The sequence below is a fragment of the Methylosinus sp. shoA genome (assembly GCF_059718125.1).
Genome location: NZ_AP046091.1, coordinates 4,650,693 through 4,668,997 on the forward strand (window position 1 = coordinate 4,650,693; position 18,305 = coordinate 4,668,997).

General features: G+C 67.7%; 12 protein-coding genes. 6 read left to right on the forward strand and 6 right to left on the reverse strand.

The features are described 5' to 3' along the window. Positions 1 to 380: 380 nt before the first annotated feature. Complete coding sequence (locus tag AC6IW9_RS21805; RefSeq protein WP_497767328.1) at positions 381 to 1,946, forward strand: OpgD/OpgG family glucan biosynthesis protein; 1,566 nt, start codon at positions 381 to 383, stop codon at positions 1,944 to 1,946. Positions 1,947 to 1,955: 9 nt separating this feature from the next. On the opposite strand, the gene dinB is transcribed toward AC6IW9_RS21805, so the two are convergent. Continuing rightward, positions 1,956 to 3,029, reverse strand: a complete 1,074-nt coding sequence (gene dinB, locus AC6IW9_RS21810; protein ID WP_497767331.1) for a DNA polymerase IV — start codon at positions 3,027 to 3,029, stop codon at positions 1,956 to 1,958. Positions 3,030 to 3,225: 196 nt separating this feature from the next. Here dinB and AC6IW9_RS21815 point away from each other — a divergent pair, with 196 nt between their 5' ends. Then, the gene (locus AC6IW9_RS21815) at positions 3,226 to 5,421 is read left to right on the forward strand and encodes a sensor domain-containing diguanylate cyclase (RefSeq protein ID WP_497767333.1); all 2,196 of its coding nucleotides are present in this window, start codon (positions 3,226 to 3,228) and stop codon (positions 5,419 to 5,421) included. Between the two features lie 46 nt (positions 5,422 to 5,467). Here AC6IW9_RS21815 and AC6IW9_RS21820 read toward each other — a convergent pair whose 3' ends face one another. Then, entirely contained in the window at positions 5,468 to 6,592 is a 1,125-nt protein-coding gene (locus tag AC6IW9_RS21820) for a Glu/Leu/Phe/Val family dehydrogenase (RefSeq protein WP_497767335.1), read from the reverse strand. Between the two features lie 220 nt (positions 6,593 to 6,812). Here AC6IW9_RS21820 and AC6IW9_RS21825 point away from each other — a divergent pair, with 220 nt between their 5' ends. The 4 genes from AC6IW9_RS21825 (at position 6,813) to AC6IW9_RS21840 (ending at position 11,452) form a co-directional block, all read left to right on the forward strand. Next, entirely contained in the window at positions 6,813 to 8,084 is a 1,272-nt protein-coding gene (locus AC6IW9_RS21825; protein ID WP_497767337.1) for a radical SAM/SPASM domain-containing protein, read from the forward strand. A gap of 82 nt (positions 8,085 to 8,166) precedes the next feature. After that, complete coding sequence (gene pdhA, locus AC6IW9_RS21830; RefSeq protein ID WP_497767339.1) at positions 8,167 to 9,255, forward strand: pyruvate dehydrogenase (acetyl-transferring) E1 component subunit alpha; 1,089 nt, start codon at positions 8,167 to 8,169, stop codon at positions 9,253 to 9,255. 107 nt (positions 9,256 to 9,362) lie between these two features. After that, on the forward strand, positions 9,363 to 10,346 hold the full coding sequence (locus AC6IW9_RS21835; RefSeq protein WP_497767342.1) for an alpha-ketoacid dehydrogenase subunit beta: 984 nt from the start codon (positions 9,363 to 9,365) through the stop codon (positions 10,344 to 10,346). Next, a complete protein-coding gene (locus tag AC6IW9_RS21840) occupies positions 10,343 to 11,452 on the forward strand; it encodes a dihydrolipoamide acetyltransferase family protein (RefSeq protein ID WP_497767344.1) in 1,110 nt (369 codons plus the stop codon). Before AC6IW9_RS21835 ends, AC6IW9_RS21840 begins: the two co-directional genes overlap by 4 nt. Before the next feature lie 21 nt (positions 11,453 to 11,473). On the opposite strand, the gene AC6IW9_RS21845 is transcribed toward AC6IW9_RS21840, so the two are convergent. The 4 genes from AC6IW9_RS21845 to AC6IW9_RS21860 all read right to left on the reverse strand — a co-directional run bounded on the left by AC6IW9_RS21845 (position 11,474) and on the right by AC6IW9_RS21860 (position 18,096). Beyond that, positions 11,474 to 13,771, reverse strand: a complete 2,298-nt coding sequence (locus AC6IW9_RS21845; RefSeq protein WP_497767346.1) for a Tex family protein — start codon at positions 13,769 to 13,771, stop codon at positions 11,474 to 11,476. Between the two features lie 87 nt (positions 13,772 to 13,858). Next, positions 13,859 to 15,457: a hypothetical protein gene (locus tag AC6IW9_RS21850; protein ID WP_497767348.1), complete on the reverse strand. Its 1,599-nt coding sequence runs from the start codon at positions 15,455 to 15,457 to the stop codon at positions 13,859 to 13,861. Between the two features lie 55 nt (positions 15,458 to 15,512). Next, the gene (locus tag AC6IW9_RS21855) at positions 15,513 to 16,106 is read right to left on the reverse strand and encodes a hypothetical protein (RefSeq protein WP_497767351.1); all 594 of its coding nucleotides are present in this window, start codon (positions 16,104 to 16,106) and stop codon (positions 15,513 to 15,515) included. Next, the gene (locus AC6IW9_RS21860; protein WP_497767354.1) at positions 16,090 to 18,096 is read right to left on the reverse strand and encodes a hypothetical protein; all 2,007 of its coding nucleotides are present in this window, start codon (positions 18,094 to 18,096) and stop codon (positions 16,090 to 16,092) included. Before AC6IW9_RS21860 ends, AC6IW9_RS21855 begins: the two co-directional genes overlap by 17 nt. Positions 18,097 to 18,305 lie beyond the last annotated feature (209 nt).

Here is an 18,305-nt window from a genome sequence, read left to right on the forward strand (position 1 = left end):
TTCGGCGGTTGACCGGCCTCTTGTCCGGATCCCCGCCGACCGACACACGACCACAGGCACGTGCGAAATTGGGCAACCCTGTAAATACGCGCTTTGGTCGCCTTGACAAGAGGTTTTTTGCGCCGGCCGCGCATTTCCTCGCCGGAGCGCGCCGCGCGCGGCGCGCACTCACGCTCGAGCTGACGCAAACGCGCTCACGCGGCTTGCGAGGGGCGAGGAAGCCCGCTAGGCAGAAGCGGAACCGCGGCCGCGTGACCGGCAAAGCGCGCGCCAGGCCACTCGCGATCCGGTCGTCCCCAAGAACGCCCGATTCGTCTGCGACTTCGGCGCGCGCCTCCGCTCGTAGCGCGGGCGTCGGTCTTTTTCGGAAACAGGCTGAAATGAACGACATCACACGCCGCCGGCTGCTCGGCGCGATGGCTGCGGCGAGCGTAGAGGCGACGCCGCTCGGCCGGGCCGTGGCGCAGACGGTCCAGAACGGCCAAGTCCCCCACTTCGGCTTCGAGGATGTGGCGCGCCGCGCCCGCGATCTCGCCGGCGTTCCTTTCGAGGCGACGCCGCAGCAGCTGCCGGAGCAACTCGACCGGCTCGATTTCGATTCCTGGCGCGACATCCGCTTCAAGCCCGAACGCGCTCTCTTCTCGAATATTCCCAACGCGTTCCGGCTGCAGACCTTTCACCTCGGCTTTCTCTACAAGCGTCCCGTGACGGTGAATACGATCCGCGACGGCATACCGACGCCGATCCCCTATTCGCCCGCGCTGTTCGACTATGGCCGCAACAAATTCGACAAGCCTCTGCCGATCAATGTCGGCTTCGCCGGCTTTCGCCTGCATTATCCTCTCAACGATCCGCACATCTACGACGAAGCCGTCTCCTTCCTCGGCGCGAGCTATTTCCGCTTTCTCGGCCGCGACCAGAAATATGGGCTCTCGGCGCGCGCGCTCTGCGTCGGCTGCGGCGACAATTCCGAAATCTTTCCGTTCTTCCGCGAGTTCTGGATCGAGACCCCGCAGGCGGGAAGCAATCGCGCCACCATTTATGCGCTGCTCGACAGCGATGCGGCGACGGGCGCCTTCCGCTTCGATCTCGCGACCGGCCAGGACAGCGCGATCGACGTGCAGGCGACGCTGTTTCCACGTCGCGCCAACGTCAAACTCGGCCTCGCGCCGCTCACCTCCATGTATCTGACCGGCGAGAACGACCGGCGCATGCGCGACGGCTATCGCGGCGAGCTGCACGATTCGGATGGATTGCTCGTCTACGGCGAGTCGAAGGAATGGCTGTGGCGGCCGCTCGGCAATCCGCCGCAGCCGCGCATGTCCTCTTTCGCCGACCCGAATATTCGCGGCTTCGGGCTGATGCAGCGCGACCGTGACTTCGATTCCTATCAGGATATAGAGCTCGCCTACGAGACGCGGCCGAGCTATTTCGTCGAGCCGCAATCGGCCTGGGGCGAGGGCGCAGTCGAACTGCTCGAGCTGCCGACGCCCGACGAGACGAACGACAATATCGTCGTCTCTTGGGTCGGAAGCACCGCCCCGGAGGTCGGCAAGCCCTTCTCCTACGCCTATCGGATCACGTCGCTGCTCGACCTGCCCCGCCTGTCGCCCAATGGACGCGCCGTCAACACATTCGCCACGACGGCGCGGGCGCTCGGCTCCTCCGAGCCGGTGACGCCCGGCGCGCAGCGCTTCATCGTCGATTTCGCCGGCGGCGAACTCGCTTATTTCGTCAATGACTGCTCGCGAGTCGAGCTGATCGTGACCGCCTCGAACGGCGTGGTGATCCGCTCGAGCGTCGCCGGCAATCCACATATCGACGGGTTGCGCGCGATGTTCGACGTGGTCGCGAAATCGGGTCGGACCGCCGATCTGCGCGCCTTCTTGAAGGCGGGAGCGCAGACGCTGACCGAGACCTGGACCTTTCCCTGGACCCCGCCCTGACACGAGCCTTCAGACGGCGAGCGCGAGTTGCGGATCGGACGACCACTCCGCCGGGCCGAGCGACGAAAGCGAGACTCCGAGCAGACGCACGCCTGCGGGCGAAGGAAACAGCGAGCGCAGCAGAGCGTCCGCCGATCGATCGAGCTCGGCCGCGCTCGCGAGCGGCGCAACGCATGTGCTGCGGCGGGTGATCTGCCGGAAGTCGGCGTATTTGACCTTCAGCGTCACCGTGCGCCCGCTCGTTCCCGCCGGCTCGCAATGGCTCCAGACGCGCGCGACGATCGGCGCGAGCGCGGCGCGCGCCTCCTCATAGGCGTGGAGATCGCGCGCGAAAGTGACTTCCGCGCCGATCGATTTGCGGATGCGATCGGCGCGCACGGGCCGCTCGTCGACGCCGCGCGCGATCCAATAGTAGAACGCGCCGGATTTGCCGAAATTCCGCTGCAGAAATTCGAGGCTCTTCGCCCGAAGGTCGCGGCCCGTCTCTATGCCGAGCGCATTCATCTTCTTCGTCGTCGCCGGTCCGACGCCGTGAAAGCAGCCGACCGGAAGGTCGGCGACGAAGGCGGCGCCCATCGGCGGCGTGACGACGAACAGCCCGTCGGGCTTGCGATGATCCGAGGCGAGCTTGGCCAGGAATTTGTTGTAGGAGACGCCGGCCGAGGCGGTGAGGCCGGTGCTTTCTCCGATCCGTGCGCGGATCTCCTCGGCGATGCGCGTCGCCGAGGCGATCTCTTTCAGATTCTCGGTCACGTCGAGGTAGGCCTCGTCGAGCGAGAGCGGCTCGACCAGCGGCGTATAATCGAGAAAGATCGCGCGAACGCCGCGCGAGACCTCGCGATAGACGTCGAGGCGCGGCGGAACGAAGATCAGCGAAGGACAGCGCCGCAGCGCCGTCACCGAGGGCATGGCCGAGCGCACGCCGAATGTGCGGGCCTCATAGCTCGCCGCCGCGACGACGCCGCGCTCGCGCGGCGAGCCGACGGCGACCGGGCGGCCGCGCAGCGCCGGATCGTCGCGCTGCTCCACCGACGCATAAAAGGCGTCCATGTCGACATGGATGATCTTGCGCTGCGGCGGCATGTCCGGCCCCGTCCGAGGCGTCCGCCTCGCAACGCGAAGGTCTCACGCGGGCGTCGCGATTTCAACCATCGCCTCGTTCGCGGCTTGACGTTCGCAACGCGTCCGCCAATGTGAGTGGGAATTCGGATCGGGCGCGCACGGCGGCGTTCGCGCCCGGCGCTGCGACAAGCGCGGGCGAAGGCGCATGCGAGAGATCATGGCGACCTTTCTCGGCACGCAGCTCGACTTCATCTTTTTCTTCTACGGCCTCGCTTTCATGCTGCTCGGCGCGGTGTGCTTCGGCGGATCGGGCGCCGCCGCGCGCGAGGAGGGATGGGTCGCGCTCGGCCTGTTCGGCTATTCGCACGGCAGTCTCGAATGGATGGACCTGTTTGCGCTGGTGGTCGGCGACGATCCCTTTTTCTCGTGGCTGCGCCTCGTCCTTCTCGCCGGCTCCTTCTTCTTTTTGATGGAGTTCGCGCGCCTCGAATGGGCGCGCCTCGGACGCCGGCTCGACGCCGCGACTTATGCGCCGCTGGCGTTCCCGGTCGCGCTCGTCGCCCTTTCGTCTGGCCTGCCGACCGCGAACGCCGTCGCGCGCTATCTGATCGGCTTCACGAGCGCGAGCCTGGCCGCCTGCGCGCTGGCCCGTCGGGCGGAGACTCTGAGCGGGGACGGCCGACGCTTCCTGATTTTCGCTTCCGCCGGCTTCGCGCTTTATTCGATCGCCGCGGGACTCGTCGTCACGCCGGCGCCGTTCTGGCCGGCGAACGAGCTGAACGCAGATTTCTTCGTCGCCTCCTCCGGAACGCCGATCCAGCTCTGGCGCGGCCTCCTCGGTTACTGGATCGCCTTCTCGGTGTGGTCGATCCGCCAGAACCAGCTCGCGCTCGAGCTCGCCTCGCGACGCTACACCGATTACTTGCGCAAGCAATTCGTCTGGACCGTCACGGCGATGGGCGTGATCCTGCTGTGCGGCTGGATGCTCACCAATTTCCTCGGCAAGGTCTACAATGAGAGCATCGTCCATCAAGCGCGCGGCGATCTCGCTCTTCTGGCGAGCCGGCTCGGCAGCGAGACCGACGCGCTCGACGCCATGACGAGGACGCTGGCGGGAGCGCCATCGGTGCGGCTCGCTCTGCAGCGAGGCGATGCGTCCTCCGACGAGAATGCGATATCCGCGCTCGAGCAGCATGTCGATGCGTCCCGAGCCGAGCTCGGCATCATCATGGATCGCGCCGGCGCGGTCGCCGCCGCCGCCGGGCGGCGCGCGGCAGCGGCGGCCGACCGAGATTACGTCGAACGAAGATCCTTCGTCGAAGCGATGAGCGGCGTCTCCGCCCGCTGCTTCGTCTTCGACCGGGCGCGCCGCGCCGTCGAATATTCGGCGGGCGAGCCGATCCGCGATGAAGCCGGCGACGTGATCGGCGTCGCGCAGCTGGTGCGAACGCTCGCCGAGATAGAGATCGATCTGATCGGCTTCGATCGCGCTTATTTCCTCCTCGACCCTCTCGGCGTGGTGACCATGACCAATCGCCCCGAGCAGATGTTCCGGCCGATGTGGCGCCTCGCGGCCCCGCAAGCGGAGGAAGCGGAGCAGCGGTTCGGCGCGCTGCGCGGAACGCCGATGCTGAAGCGCGAGTTCGTCGGCGACGCCTGGGCCGTCGTCGACGGAGAGCGTGAATATCTGCGCCGCAGCTTCGTTCGCGGCGGCGGCTGGTCTCTGGTGCTCGCGGAGCCGACGCGCGAACTATTCGCCTCGCGCGTGCTCGGCATCATCGTCACGCTGCTCGCGACGACGATGACCTTGATCTATCTCGTCGGCAAGGAACGCCGGCTCCACGACGGCATTCAGATGGACAAGCGCCTGCATCTGCAGGAGCTCGCCCGCGATCTCGGCCAGCAGGCGGTGACCGATCCGCTCACCGGATTGTTCAACCGGCTGCGGGTCGATCAAGCCCTCGCCCACGAGATGGAGCGCGCGAGCCGCTACGGCGATCCACTCTCGCTCGTGCTGTTCGACGTCGACTTCTTCAAGGCGATCAACGACGCGCACGGCCATCAAGCGGGCGACCGCACATTGGTGCGGCTGGCCGACGCCACGCGAGCGGTGGTGCGGCGTTCCGATCTGCTGGCGCGCTGGGGCGGCGAGGAGTTCATTCTGCTGACGCCCGGCTCCGACGGCGCGATGGCGCGCCTCGCCGCGGAGAAGCTGCGCGCCGCGGTCGAGCGGCTCGAATTCGAAGACATAGGCAAGGTCACATGCAGCTTCGGCGTGACGCAATACGTCGACGGCGACACCCCCGAGACGCTCCTTCGCCGTGCGGATCGCGCGCTCTATCTCGCCAAGGTCAACGGCCGCAATCGCGTCGAGACGGCTTTCGCATCGGACGCGTCGTCGCCGAGCGGCTGAACGGCGATCGTTGCGGATCGCGAGCCTGCGGGCTCGCTCTCCGCGATCACGCGTGCCAGCGGCGCGTGGCGATCATCTTGCGCAGCCGCTGCTCGACCAACGACGTCGCGGCGTCGCGCAGCGACACGCCCGCCGCATCCGCGCGCTCGATGACGAGGCGCATGTTGCGGCCGATCTTCTCCTCGATCGCCGCGAAGGCCGCCGTCGCGTCGCCGCCCGCATATTCCACCGCCGCGCAGATGACGCCCCCGGCATTGGCGATGAAATCCGGCGCGACGACAATTCCTCGCTGGAACAAACGGCGCTCCGCCTCCGCGGTCGCAGGAATATTGGCGCCCTCGACGACGAGCCTGCAATCGAGAGAATCGACATTGTCGGCGCGCAACACGTCCGGCCGCGCCGCCGGTATGAAAATGTCGCAGGACGCGCGAAGCAGCGCGTCGGGGCCGAGCGCTTCGCCGCCCGGATGAGAGGCGACGCTCATGCCCTGCGCGCGCAGGCGCGTCAACGCCTCTATGTCGAGCCCGCGCTCGTTGTAGATCGCCCCGCGCCGGTCCGACGCGCCGACGAGGATCGCGCCCTTGCGCGCGAGAAAGCGCGCCGCGTGACGGCCGACGGCGCCGAAGCCTTCGACGATGACGCGCGCGTCCGCGAGCGTGAGCCCGGCGCGCGGCGCCGCCACTTCCGCCGCGATGGCGACGCCGAAGCCGGTCGCGCCGATCTCGTCCAGCGGCACGCCGCCGAGCTCCGCCGGCAGGCCGACGGCGCGGCCGATCTCGTCGCGCACCCAGGCCATGCACGTCTCGTCCAATCCCATATCGGGACCGGGAATATAATCGACGAGCGGCTCGATCCCCTTGGCGAAGGCGCGGATCACCCGCTCCTTCTCGCGGATCGGCATGGCGGGATCGCCGAAGATCACCGATTTGGCGCCGCCGTGGCGCAGCCCGCAAGCCGCGTTCTTCAGCGTCATCGCCCGCGCGAGGCGAGCGCACTCCTCGACGCCGACATCGGGCGCCATGCGCACGCCGCCGATGGCGGGACCGGCGGCGACATTGTCGATGACGACGATCGCTTCGAGACCGGCGGCGGGCGTGCTCAGATAGACGACCTTCTCGGGACCGAATTCGTCGACGAAGGAGAAGGCGTCGGATTTGAACGGCGTTGGCATATTGCGTCGATCTGGCGCGAGGCGGCGCGGGTTCAAGCCGGCGCGCGCCGAAAGCGCAAAAAAGAAAATCGGCCGGCGCTCGAAGCGCGCGTGGTTCCACATAGTCCCGCCACGCCTTGCCCGTCGTTTCGCCGCCCCCTACACTGCCCGCGTTTCATTGCTCGAGCGGCGAATCGGATTGCTCCGGCGTCACAGCCGCATCGAAGCCGAAGGCGCTGCTTTGTCGCGATTGCTCTCCTCCATCGTCGAACTCGTGCTGACGCTCACGCCTGCGAGCCTGCTCGGGCTCTTCAATCACTCCGCCCTGCACGACGCCATCGGACGCGATCGGATCGCCGCGGTCGGCGCTTGGATCGACAATGTCTTCATGCTGCCCTGGCGGCAGCGACGCGCGCGTCGCGCGCCGCGCGAGGAGGAGACGAGCGCCTATCTGCGTGATCATTTCTGCCTGCGCCCGTTCGAAACGCTGGAGACGACGCATACCGGGCTCGCCTTCGTGTGCTGCCCCGTCTGGCTGCCAAAGCCCATCGGCCCCCTCGCATCGAGTCCTCGGGAGCTGTGGAACAGCGCTGCGGCGCGCGAGATTCGCGAGTCGATCGTCGACGGCTCGTTCCGCCATTGCGATCATCGCACCTGCCCGGTCATCGCGGGCCGCACGCTGACGCGCCGCGCGTCGGCGCGAGCGCAGGAGGCGATCGCGCGACACGTCTCGAATGCGCCCGCGCCACTGCCGAGGCAGGTGGTGCTGAGCCATGACAAATCCTGCAATCTCGCCTGCCCGTCCTGCCGCTCGGGCCTCTATCTCGCGAACAAGGCGCGGCAGGCCGAGCTCGACGCCTTGATGGAGCGCTCCATTTTGCCCTTGCTGCGCAACGCCGAGGAAGTCGTGATCACCGGCTCCGGCGACGCCTTCGGCAGCAATCATTTCCGCAATGTGATCAAGCGCATCACGACGGACGACTATCCGGACCTGCGCATCCATCTGCACACCAACGGCCAGTTGCTCGACGAGCGCGCTTGGCGCGAGCTCGCGCTCGAAGGCCATGTCGGCGGGGTCCAAATCTCCATCGACGCCGCGCGCGCCGACACCTACGCCATCGTGCGTCGACCGGGAAATTTCGACCGGCTCATGAAAAACCTCGCCTTCGTAAAGGCTCTGCGCGAGCGCGGCGCGATCTCGCATCTGCATTTCTCCATGGTGGTGCAGACGGCGAATTTCCGCGAAATGCCGGAATTCGTAACGCTCGGAGAGAATCATGCGGCGGATGTCGTCTCCTTCAACATGATCCGTCAGCGCGACGTGTTCAGCCGCGACGACTTCGTCGCGGCCTTCATCGGCGCGCCGGAGCATCCGGAGCACCGTGAATTTCTCGACGTGCTCGAGGCGCCGGAGCTGAGGTCGAACATCGTGAACTGGGGCAATATGGGAGCCTTCGCGCCTCCGCCCGCGCTCACGCTCGCGCGGCGAGAGCGCGGGCGTCTGATCGCGTGACCTCACAAAATTTTTCGAGCGCCGATGAAATGCGGAAACCGGCGCCTTAAGTCTCGCATCGAAGCTCGAGGCTGAGAATGTCATGGCTGCAGACGTCTCGATCCCGCCGGATCCCATCCGCTTCCTGTCGCCCGACGGCGAGTTCTGCCCCACGGCTCCCGCGCGCGAGATCGACGCCGAGCTCGCGCTGAAGCTCTACCGCGCAATGGCGCGCACGCGCGCCTATGACGGCAAGGCCGTCGCATTGCAGCGCACGGGCAAGCTCGGCACCTTCGCCTCGGCGCTCGGCCAGGAGGCGATCGGCGTCGGCGTCGGCGCGGCGATGCGCGCCGAGGATGCGCTCGCGCCGTCCTATCGCGACCATGCCGCGCAGCTCCTGCGCGGCATGAGCATGGCCGAGAATCTCGTTTATTGGGGCGGTGACGAGCGTGGCAGCGATTACGCCTTGCCGCGCCATGATTTCCCGATCTGCGTTCCGGTCGGCACGCAGGTCGCTCATGCCGCCGGCGCGGCCTACGCGTTCAAGCTGCGCGCCGAGCCGCGCGTCGCGGTCACGATCATCGGCGACGGCGGCACCTCGACCGGCGATTTCTATTCGGCCTTGAACATGGCCGGCGTCTGGCGCGCGCCGCTCGTCGTCGTCGTCAACAACAATCAATGGGCGATATCGACGCCCTGCAGCCTCGAGACGGCGGCGCAGACGCTCGCGCACAAGGCGGTCGCGGCGGGCGTCGGCGGTCTGCGCGTCGACGGCAATGACGCGATCGCCATGCATCATGTGGCGGCGCTCGCGATCGAGACGGCGCGAAGCGGCGGCGGCCCAACGCTGATCGAAGCGCTGAGCTATCGCCTCGGCGACCATACGACGGCGGATGACGCCACACGCTATCGCGATCCGGACGTGGTGCGGCGCGAAGCGGCGCGCGAGCCGATCGGGCGCCTGCGCGCCTATCTCACGAAGCGCGGCCTCTGGGACGAAGACGCCGAAGCGAAGCTCGCGCGCGAGAACGCCGAGGAGGTGGAGCGCGCGGTCGCGACCTATCTGGCGACGCCGCCGCAGAGCTTCTCCGCCATGTTCGATCATCTGTTTGCACAGCTTCCTCCCGCCATGCGCGATCAATATGAGGAGGCGCGCCGCTTCGCTCCGGCGAACGGAGCGCGCCATGTCTGAAGACGCACCCGTCATTGCGAGCGAAGCGAAGCAATCCAGAGCCGCGGGGCGACTCCTGGGTTGCTTCGTCGCTCCGCTCCTCGCAATGACGGCAGGAGAATCACGCCATGGCTGAGCTCACTCTCGTCGAGGCGGTCAATCGCGCGCTCGCGCATGAGCTCGAGCACGACGGCGCCGTGCTGCTGCTCGGCGAGGACATCGGCGTCAACGGCGGCGTGTTCCGCGCGACGCTCGGATTGCAGCAGCGCTTCGGCTGCGAGCGCGTGATCGACACGCCGCTCGCCGAGGCCGCGATCGCCGGCGCGGCGATCGGCATGGCGGCGATGGGATTGAAGCCGGTCGTCGAAATTCAATTCAGCGGCTTCATCTATCCGGCGATGGATCAGCTGATCAATCACGCCTCGCGCCTGCGCCATCGCACGCGCGGACGCCTCTCCTGCCCCATGGTGCTGCGCGCGCCGAACGGCGCCGGCATACATGCGCCCGAGCATCATTCGGAGAGTCCCGAGGCGATGCTCGCCCATGTGCCGGGGCTGCGCGTCGTGATCCCCTCCTCGCCCTCGCGCGCATACGGACTTCTGCTCGCGGCGATCCGCGATCCGGACCCGGTCGTGTTTCTCGAGCCGACGCGGCTCTATCGCCTGTTCAAGCAGGATGTCGCCGACGACGGCGAGGCGCTGCCGCTCGACACATGCTTCGTCTCGCGCGAGGGGCGCGACGTCACGCTCGTCGCCTGGGGCGGCATGCTGCACGAGGCGCTCGCCGCCGCCGATCGGCTCGCCGAGGACGGGATCGATTGCGAAGTGATCGACGTCGCGACATTGAAGCCGCTCGACGCCGAGACCATTCTGCGCTCGGTCGAGAAGACCGGCCGCTGCGTCATCGTGCAGGAGGCTCCGCGCACGGGCGGCTTCGGCGCGGAGATCGCCGCGCTGCTCGCCGAGCGCGGACTCTATTTTCTGCTCGCGCCGGTGAAGCGCGTCGCGGGTTACGACGTCGTCATTCCGCTCGCGCGGCTCGAGAACCAATATCTGCCGAGCGTCGACCGCATCGCCGCCGCGGTCCGCGAGACGATGGAGGCGTCGTCATGAACATCTTCCGTCTTCCCGACCTCGGCGAAGGACTGCAGGAGGCCGAGCTCGTCGAATGGCATGTCGCGCCGGGCGAGGAGGTCGCGGTCGATCAGCCGCTCGTCTCCGTCGAAACGGCGAAGGCGGTCGTCGAAATCCCCTCGCCGCAGACGGGGCGGATCGAAAAGCTCTTCGCCGAGGCGGGCGAGATCGTGCGCATCGGCGGCCCGCTCATCGCTTTCGAGGGCGCGCGCGACGAGAGCGCCGACAATGGCACGGTGGTCGGCGCGATGGAGACGAGCGGTCGCGTGCTGCAGGAAGGCGCCGCGGCGATCGGCCAGGCGCATGCCGGCGTGCGCGCGACGCCCGCCGTGCGCGCGCTGGCGCGACGATTGGACGTCGATCTCACCATCGTCACGCCCTCCGGCCCCGACGGCGTCATCACCGCTGGCGACGTGCAGCGCGTCGCGCGCATTCTCTCGGAGACCGAGCCGGCCGAGCCGCTGCGCGGATTCCGCCGCGCCATGGCGCAGAACATGGCGCTCGCGCAGGCGGAAGTCGCCGCGGCGACCGTCGTCGACGACGCCGACATCGAGGCCTGGCCGGAGGGAACGGACACGACCTTGCGCCTCATTCGCGCGCTCGTGTGCGGCTGCCGCGCCGAACCGGCGCTCAACGCCTGGTTCGAATCCCATGCGCTGGCGCGGCGCGTTCTGAAGCGCATCGATCTCGGCATCGCCGTCGATTCGGGCGAAGGCGGATTGTTCGTGCCGGTGCTGCGCAATGTCGCCGAGCGCGATCCCGCCGACCTGCGCGAAGGGCTGAACCGCATGCGCGCGGACATAGAGGCGCGAACCATTCCGCCGGAGGAATTGCGCGGGGCGACGATCACCCTCTCCAATTTCGGCATGATCGCGGGACTCTACGCCGCCCCCGTGGTGCTGCCGCCGACAGTGGCGATCCTCGGCGCCGGGAGAATTCGCCGCGCCGCCGCGCCGCAAGGCGAGCGAATCGTCGCGCGGCGGCTGCTGCCGCTGAGCCTCACCTTCGACCATCGCGTCGTCACCGGCGGCGAAGCGGCGCGATTCCTTCGCGCGGCGATCGACGATCTGGCCCTCGCGGCGTGAAGAGCGCTCGCTCCGATCGCCTCACCGTTTCTGCGGCGTGCGCATGGCGGCGAGCAGCGCTTCGCCGAGCGCGCCGGCGCCCTTCGGCTGCTCCTGCGGCGCGCGTCGCATCGGCGCGCCGCTGTTGCGCTCGCGGCTTTCGGCCTGCCGCTGACCCGGCGCATCGTCGAGGCGCATCGTGAGCGAAATACGCTTGCGCGGAACGTCGACCTCCAGCACCTTCACCTTCACGATGTCGCCCGGCTTGGCCACCGCGCGGGGGTCCTTCACGAAGGTCCTGGACATGGCCGAGATGTGCACGAGCCCGTCCTGATGCACGCCGATGTCGACGAAGGCGCCGAAGGCCGCGACATTGGTGACGACGCCCTCGAGCACCATGCCGGGCTTCAAATCCGAAATGGTCTCGACGCCGTCCTGGAAGGTCGCCGTCTTGAACGCCGGGCGCGGATCGCGGCCGGGTTTTTCCAGCTCCGCGAAAATATCGGCGACGGTCGGCAGGCCGAAGCTCGCGTCGACGAAAGCCTGCGGCTTCAGCTTGCGCAGCTCGGCCGCATTGCCGATGAGCTGCCTGATGTCGCTCCTGGCCGCCTCGAGAATGCGCCGCACCACCGGATAGGATTCCGGATGCACGCCGGAACGGTCGAGCGGATCGTCGCCGTCGATGATGCGCAGAAAGCCGGCGCTCTGCTCGAAGGCCTTGGGCCCGAGCCGGTGCACCTCTTTCAGCGCCGCGCGCGTGCGGAACGGCCCATGCGCGTCGCGATGCGCGACGATATTGGCGGCGAGCGTCTCGCCGAGGCCCGACACGCGCGCGAGCAAAGGCGCCGAAGCGGTGTTGACGTCGACGCCGACGGCGTTCACGCAGTCCTCGACCACGGCGTCGAGCGAGCGTGAGAGCTTCAGCTCGGAGACATCGTGCTGATATTGGCCGACGCCGATCGATTTCGGATCGATCTTCACGAGCTCGGCGAGCGGGTCCTGCAGACGCCGCGCGATCGAGGCCGCGCCGCGCAGCGTCACGTCGAGACCGGGCAATTCGCGCGAGGCGTATTCCGACGCCGAATAGACGGAGGCGCCCGCTTCCGACACGATGATCTTGGTGAGCTTCAGCTCGGGGAATTTCGAAATGAGATCGCCGGCGAGCTTGTCGGTCTCGCGCGAGGCCGTGCCATTGCCGATGGCGATCAGCTCGACCGCGTGATCGCGCGCGAGCTTGGCGAGGGTCGACAACGACTCGTCCCAGCGGCGCTGCGGCTCGTGCGGATAGATAGCCGTCGTCGCGACGATCTTTCCCGTGCGGTCGACGACCGCTACTTTCACGCCGGTGCGGAAACCCGGATCGAGACCGAGGGTCGCGCGCGCGCCGGCGGGCGCGGCGAGCAGCAGATCGCGCAAATTGGCGGCGAAGACGCGGATCGCCTCGTCCTCGGCGAGACGCCACAAGCGCTGACGCAGATCGACGGAGAGATGCAATTCGATCTTGGTGCGCCAGGCCCAGCGCACCGTGTCGACGAGCCAGCGATCGCCGGGGCGGCCGCGATCGGCGATGGCGAAGCGCTGCGCGATGCGGCCCTCATAGCCGCCGCCGTCCTCGTTCGGCGCGGCGATCATCTCGAGATCGAGAATCTCCTCCTTCTCGCCGCGGAACATCGCCAGGATGCGATGCGACGGCAGCTTCGTCAGCGGCTCGGAAAAATCGAAATAATCGGAGAATTTCGCGCCGGCCGTCTGCTTGCCGTCGCGCACCTTGGATTTGAGCACGCCCTGCGACCAGAAGGATTCGCGAAGCGCGCCGATGAGATCGGCGTTTTCGGCGAAGCGCTCGACGAGAATGGCGCGCGCGCCCTCCAACGCGGCGTCGGCGTCGGCGACGTTCTTCTCCGCGTTCACGAACGGCTCGGCCTGCGCCCTGGGCTCGCGTTCGGGATGGCCGAGCAGCGCCTCGGCGAGCGGCGCGAGGCCGGCCTCGATCGCGATCTGCGCCTTGGTGCGGCGCTTGGGCTTGTAGGGAAGATAGATGTCCTCGAGGCGCGCCTTGTTGTCGGCCTCCAGGATCGACGCGCGCAGCGCCTCGTCGAGCTTGCCCTGCGCATCGATCGATTCCAGAATGGCTTTGCGCCGCTCCTCCAATTCGCGAAGATATCGCAGCCGCTCTTCGAGATGGCGAAGCTGCGCGTCGTCGAGCTGGCCGGTCGCCTCCTTGCGATAGCGGGCGATGAAGGGAACCGTCGAACCCTGATCCAGGAGGCCGATCGCGGCCTCCACTTGCCATTGCTTCGCCGCGAGCTCTTCGCTCAACCGCTCGACGATGGATGCCATCTGCGACGCCTCTCTCCGTTGACGGACGGAAGCTTTTTGCCAAGGCGCGCCGGCGAAGTCAAAGAGAGCGGCCGATTCGCGCACAGATCATTTCAGCTCCGCCGGGAGAAGCGGATGATCGGGCCAGCATATCCGGTCTTCGCGCGCGATCGGCTCGCCATTCGGGCGCATGAGCCAGGCGGGAACCGCGTCGCCGCGCGCCAGATAATTGCCGGCCGAAGCAGTCGGTTCGTTTTTTCGCCAAGATGTCAGGAAATTGCAGTCGCTGGCGGCGAAGCGTCCGACCGTCAGAGCCACCTTCAATTCGACGAGGGGCGTCGCGGCGGACACGAGAACGACGGTCGAGATCGCCGAGGCGAAAAGGCCATTGTCGCGCGGCGTCAGCACGGCGATGCGGGCGAAGACGTAGGACAGAAGGAAAAGCGGCGCGATCGACGCGCGCATGGTGAAATCATTGTAGAGCCCGATGCTGTAGATCGGGAAGAGCGCGAGCAGGACGAGCGCGAGCGCGATGAGCCGGCGGTCGCAGGGCTCGACCTTTCTCCAGGCGTAGAGGACGATCGCCGCCTGCGGAATCTCGAAGGCCAGATGGAGCAGATAGCGCGAGAGAAAACCGTCTCGCCAGACGAGCCATTCCTTGGCGACGGAAGCGTTGTCGAGCGTGAGATAATAGGCGACGGGCAGGAGAGCGAGACAGCTCGCGATCGCGGCGATATGCTCGCGCCACGACAGGCGGCGCGGGAAGAGCTCCAGCGCGAAGCAGGCCAGGAGCGGCGCCGCGCCCATCATGGAGAGCGGCGACCACAAGAGCATCGCCGCGAAAGAAACGAGCAGAACCGGAAAGGTCGTCGCGCCCCGCACATAGAGAAGCGAGAGTATCGCGAACCACCAGCCCGGCGCCATGTGATTCGTCGCCCAGGCCAGTAGCGCGACATGGCTCGTGTATTGCATTCGAATCGAAGAGAAATAGAGGCCCCACCATTCCGTGTGATGAAACGGCATGAACGGCCTGCCGTGGATCAACTCATTGGCCTCGGCGACGACGATCGGCAATATGTCGAGCCCGCCGAAGCCCATGAAGACGAGCAGCATCGCCGCTTCGCGCGCGCCCCTGCCGAGGTTGGCGATCGTCGTCACGAAATAGCAGCAGACGCCGACGATGACCGCGTTCTGGAGCAGAAGGACGAGATGCGCCGCGGCAAGTCCCGCGAGGCGGCCGAAGAGGCTCGGAACGAGATAGGCGCCGAGCGGCGCGCGCAACATGTAATCCGTCCCGCCCTCGCGATAGAGAGCGTTCGCGCCATATCGTGCGAGATCGGCGAGCACCGCATCGCGCACGAGCCAATCGCGCTCCGTATAGAAGAAATGGCCCTCGCCGCCGATCAGGCACAGAACGAAGCCAAATCCGAGACAGAGCATGAGCCGGCGCATATCCGCCGGCGCCGCCGAGAACGCGTTCGCAGCCCGCGCGCGCCATGCCGTCACGCAGGCGCCGACGCAGCCGAGCCAGACCAGCGCCGCGACGGGCCATTCGAAAGAGACCGAGAGAATCGCATTCGGCGCGACGAACAAGATGACGACGAGCCGGACGATATCGCCGTTGCTCGGCTTGACAATGGCGCAGAGCCGGCGCGCATTCGCATCGGAAGGCGTCTTTGCGGCGGCAAAAATCGAAGTGGTCGACATCGATGTCTTCCTCGAATACGGCCGACGGCGCGAGTCTCGCGCGCGCGTCTCGAAACTACTCTCTTCCGCCGACGAAGCGCGGATCGCCGTCGAACAGGCTCGACGTCAGCCGCGCCGCGCCCATGAAGGCGCGGCCCTGCGCCGTCAGGCGCCAGCCGAATGCGTCGTGCTCGAGATTTCCGGACAGCTCCTGCTCCTTCAGGCGCCGTTCGATCTGCGCCCAATCCCGCACATAGACGCGCAAGAAGGCGTCGCGCGCCTCGGCCTCGGTCAGCGGATGGTCGGCGGCGTCGAACTGCGACAGCATGAACACCGAGATCGAGCGGTCGACCGTCACCGGCCCGAGCACGAAGGCCGCGGTCAGCAGGGATGTGGCGGCGATGGCCGCGCCGATCGGATCGGCGCCATTCAGCGCGAAGCGCCCGACGAAGCGCGACGACAGCGCGAGGAAGATCGCGATCAGAGCGACGAAGACGAAAACGAGCGCGCCGATCCCGCGATAGAACATCACGCCGGGGCCGAGCAGCGCCGGCGCGCAGCGCATCAGCGCGACGAACAAGATCGCGCCGAGCGCGGTGGCGAGCGCATAGGAGAAAACCAGCGCGGCGATGCGCGCGAGCGTCGAGTGTGCTTCAATAGGTTTCGTCACGGCGGGGCGGGCTCAGCAGATAGATGCGGAAATTGGGATTGGCGTAGTCTGCGGGCGTCATCTCCGTCCAGGCGCCCGGCGCGGCGAACACCCGGTCTCGCGAGGAGACGACCAGCGCCGCAATGTCGAAGCGCGCGGCGCGGCGACGCACATCGTCCGGCGTGATCGTCGGCTCGGAGAAGATCGGCGACAGATAGTCCATGCGCTCCTCGATCTCCGCCGGCTGCGCACCGAACAGACGCGCATTGTGCCGATCCGCGATGGCGACGGGAAAGCGTCCATAGAGGCCATAGCCATATTCGCGGTCGCGGCTCGGATGCGGCTGCGCCACGGCGCCGCGCGGCAGATGAGCGTCGAGCCAATTCCAGGCGGCCATCTGATCGGGGAGCGTCGCGCGCATATGCTCGTGCGGGAAGAAGAAGCGCAATTGCAGCGTGGCGACGACGAGCGCGGCGTAGCCGAGCGCGAGGCCGACGCGCGCGGCGTGGCGCAGGCCGCCCTGCGACAGCAGACCCTGGCGCATCGCGGCCGCGGTCCAGATCAGCGCCGCGAATTGCGCGAACAGCATCACGCGCCAGCCGAGATCGTTCATGACGATCTGCGAGCACAACAGCGAGCCGATGAGAAAGGCCGCGCCGGTGAGGCAGAGCATCGCCGCGCTCAATTCATCGGCGAGACCGCGCCGTCCCGCCTTGCGCCAGAACAGATAGGCGCCGAGCGCGAACACGCCGAAATCGACGAGATAGAACATCGGCATGGCGAGGGCGCGCCAGAACGCGCCGGCCGGCTCCGATCCCGCGACGATGTCGATCCATTGCGGGCCGCGAATGCGCAGGCCGATCGGGCTCGGCCCGCCGGCGCCGAAGCGCGGCAGCAGCGTCGCGAGCCAAGGCGCGGCGAGCGCCAGCGCGCCGGCGCCGGCGAGGCAGAGGCGCGCGGCGATGTCGAAGCGGCGCCGCCACAGGAGCGAAGCGAGCCAGAAACCGGCGCCGAGCGCGGCGGGCATCGCCACATAGGCCGATTGGCCGACCATGGAGGCGAAGGCGAGCGCCGCGAGAAGCGCGCGCCGGCGATCCTCGCCGGGCCGATTCTCGCCCGGCGCCGTCAGCGCGATGAAGCCGACGATGGCCGCGCAGAGCGCCGACACGTGATGCGGGACCCACATCACGCTGTTGAACCAGGAGGTGACCTGCTCGCCCCAATCGACGAAATGCAGGAAGACGAAATTCGCGTCGCGCCCGGCGCCGAAATAGAGGATCGTCAAAGGAATGAAATCGAGGCCTGTGGCGAGCAGCAGCGCGAGCAGCGGCCAATTCGCGGGCCTTTTCTCCTCGCCCGCGGCCCCGTCGGCGCCGCTGCGCAGAAGGGCGGCGCGGGCGAGCGCGAACAGCGCGATTCCCATCAGCGGCGCGCAGGCGTAGGCGGCGTGACGCGCGCCGATCCCGAGCGGCGCGCCGAGCGCGGCGGCGACCGCCGGCAGAGTGTAGAACAGATAATAATAGGACATCGCCCGACCGGGGTCGTAATAGGTCGGATTCCAGGGGGGCGAGCCGTTCTCGGCGAGCGACCAGGTCGTCGCGGCGTGCTTCACATAATCGACCGCGAGCAGCGAATGCTGCAGATCGCCGATCCCCGGCATGTCGATGACGATGGCGATCGAAGCGGCGATCCAGATCAGCGCCGCCGCGATCCATCCGCGATGAAGCGGCGACGCCTTCGCGCGGAGGAGCGCCGGCGCGCCGAGCGCGGCGAGCGCGAGAGCCGCGAGCGTCATCGCGAAGGGCCCGAGGCGGCCGGCGAGATCGAGCGCGACCGGAAGACAGCCGAAGCCGCAGATCAGCCCGAGGCCGACGCGCTCGAGACGCGCGCCCTCCGCGAAGCCGGGAAAGCGCAGGCGATCGGCGACGGCGGCGCCGGCCGCCGCGACGATCGCGAGCAAGAGGACGAAGGCTGCGAGAGCCGCGCAAAATTCCGTCGCTGCGATGGTCATGCGCGTCCCGGGCGTCTCCGAATGACGAAATCGAAACGCACTATGCCGCGGACGGGTTAAGCCCGTGCTTATCGCGCCGACCTGTCGGGCGCAGCGGGCGCACGCCGGCGTTAACCTGTTTGCTGCGTAGAGGGGCGAATGCGTCGCGAGCGCCGCCTTCGGCGCGCCGGCGCCGCTGTGCCGAAGCCGGACGGCTTCGTTAAGGACCC

Bases quoted from the DNA above. Each gene is read 5' to 3' on its own strand.
- AC6IW9_RS21805 (WP_497767328.1), top strand. From the start codon at position 381: ATGAACGACATCACACGCCGCCGGCTGCTCGGCGCGATGGCTGCGGCG.
- dinB (WP_497767331.1), bottom strand. From the start codon at position 3,029: ATGCCGCCGCAGCGCAAGATCATCCATGTCGACATGGACGCCTTTTAT.
- AC6IW9_RS21815 (WP_497767333.1), top strand. From the start codon at position 3,226: ATGGCGACCTTTCTCGGCACGCAGCTCGACTTCATCTTTTTCTTCTAC.
- AC6IW9_RS21820 (WP_497767335.1), bottom strand. From the start codon at position 6,592: ATGCCAACGCCGTTCAAATCCGACGCCTTCTCCTTCGTCGACGAATTC.
- pdhA (WP_497767339.1), top strand. From the start codon at position 8,167: ATGGCTGCAGACGTCTCGATCCCGCCGGATCCCATCCGCTTCCTGTCG.
- AC6IW9_RS21835 (WP_497767342.1), top strand. From the start codon at position 9,363: ATGGCTGAGCTCACTCTCGTCGAGGCGGTCAATCGCGCGCTCGCGCAT.
- AC6IW9_RS21840 (WP_497767344.1), top strand. From the start codon at position 10,343: ATGAACATCTTCCGTCTTCCCGACCTCGGCGAAGGACTGCAGGAGGCC.
- AC6IW9_RS21845 (WP_497767346.1), bottom strand. From the start codon at position 13,771: ATGGCATCCATCGTCGAGCGGTTGAGCGAAGAGCTCGCGGCGAAGCAA.
- AC6IW9_RS21850 (WP_497767348.1), bottom strand. From the start codon at position 15,457: ATGTCGACCACTTCGATTTTTGCCGCCGCAAAGACGCCTTCCGATGCG.
- AC6IW9_RS21860 (WP_497767354.1), bottom strand. From the start codon at position 18,096: ATGACCATCGCAGCGACGGAATTTTGCGCGGCTCTCGCAGCCTTCGTC.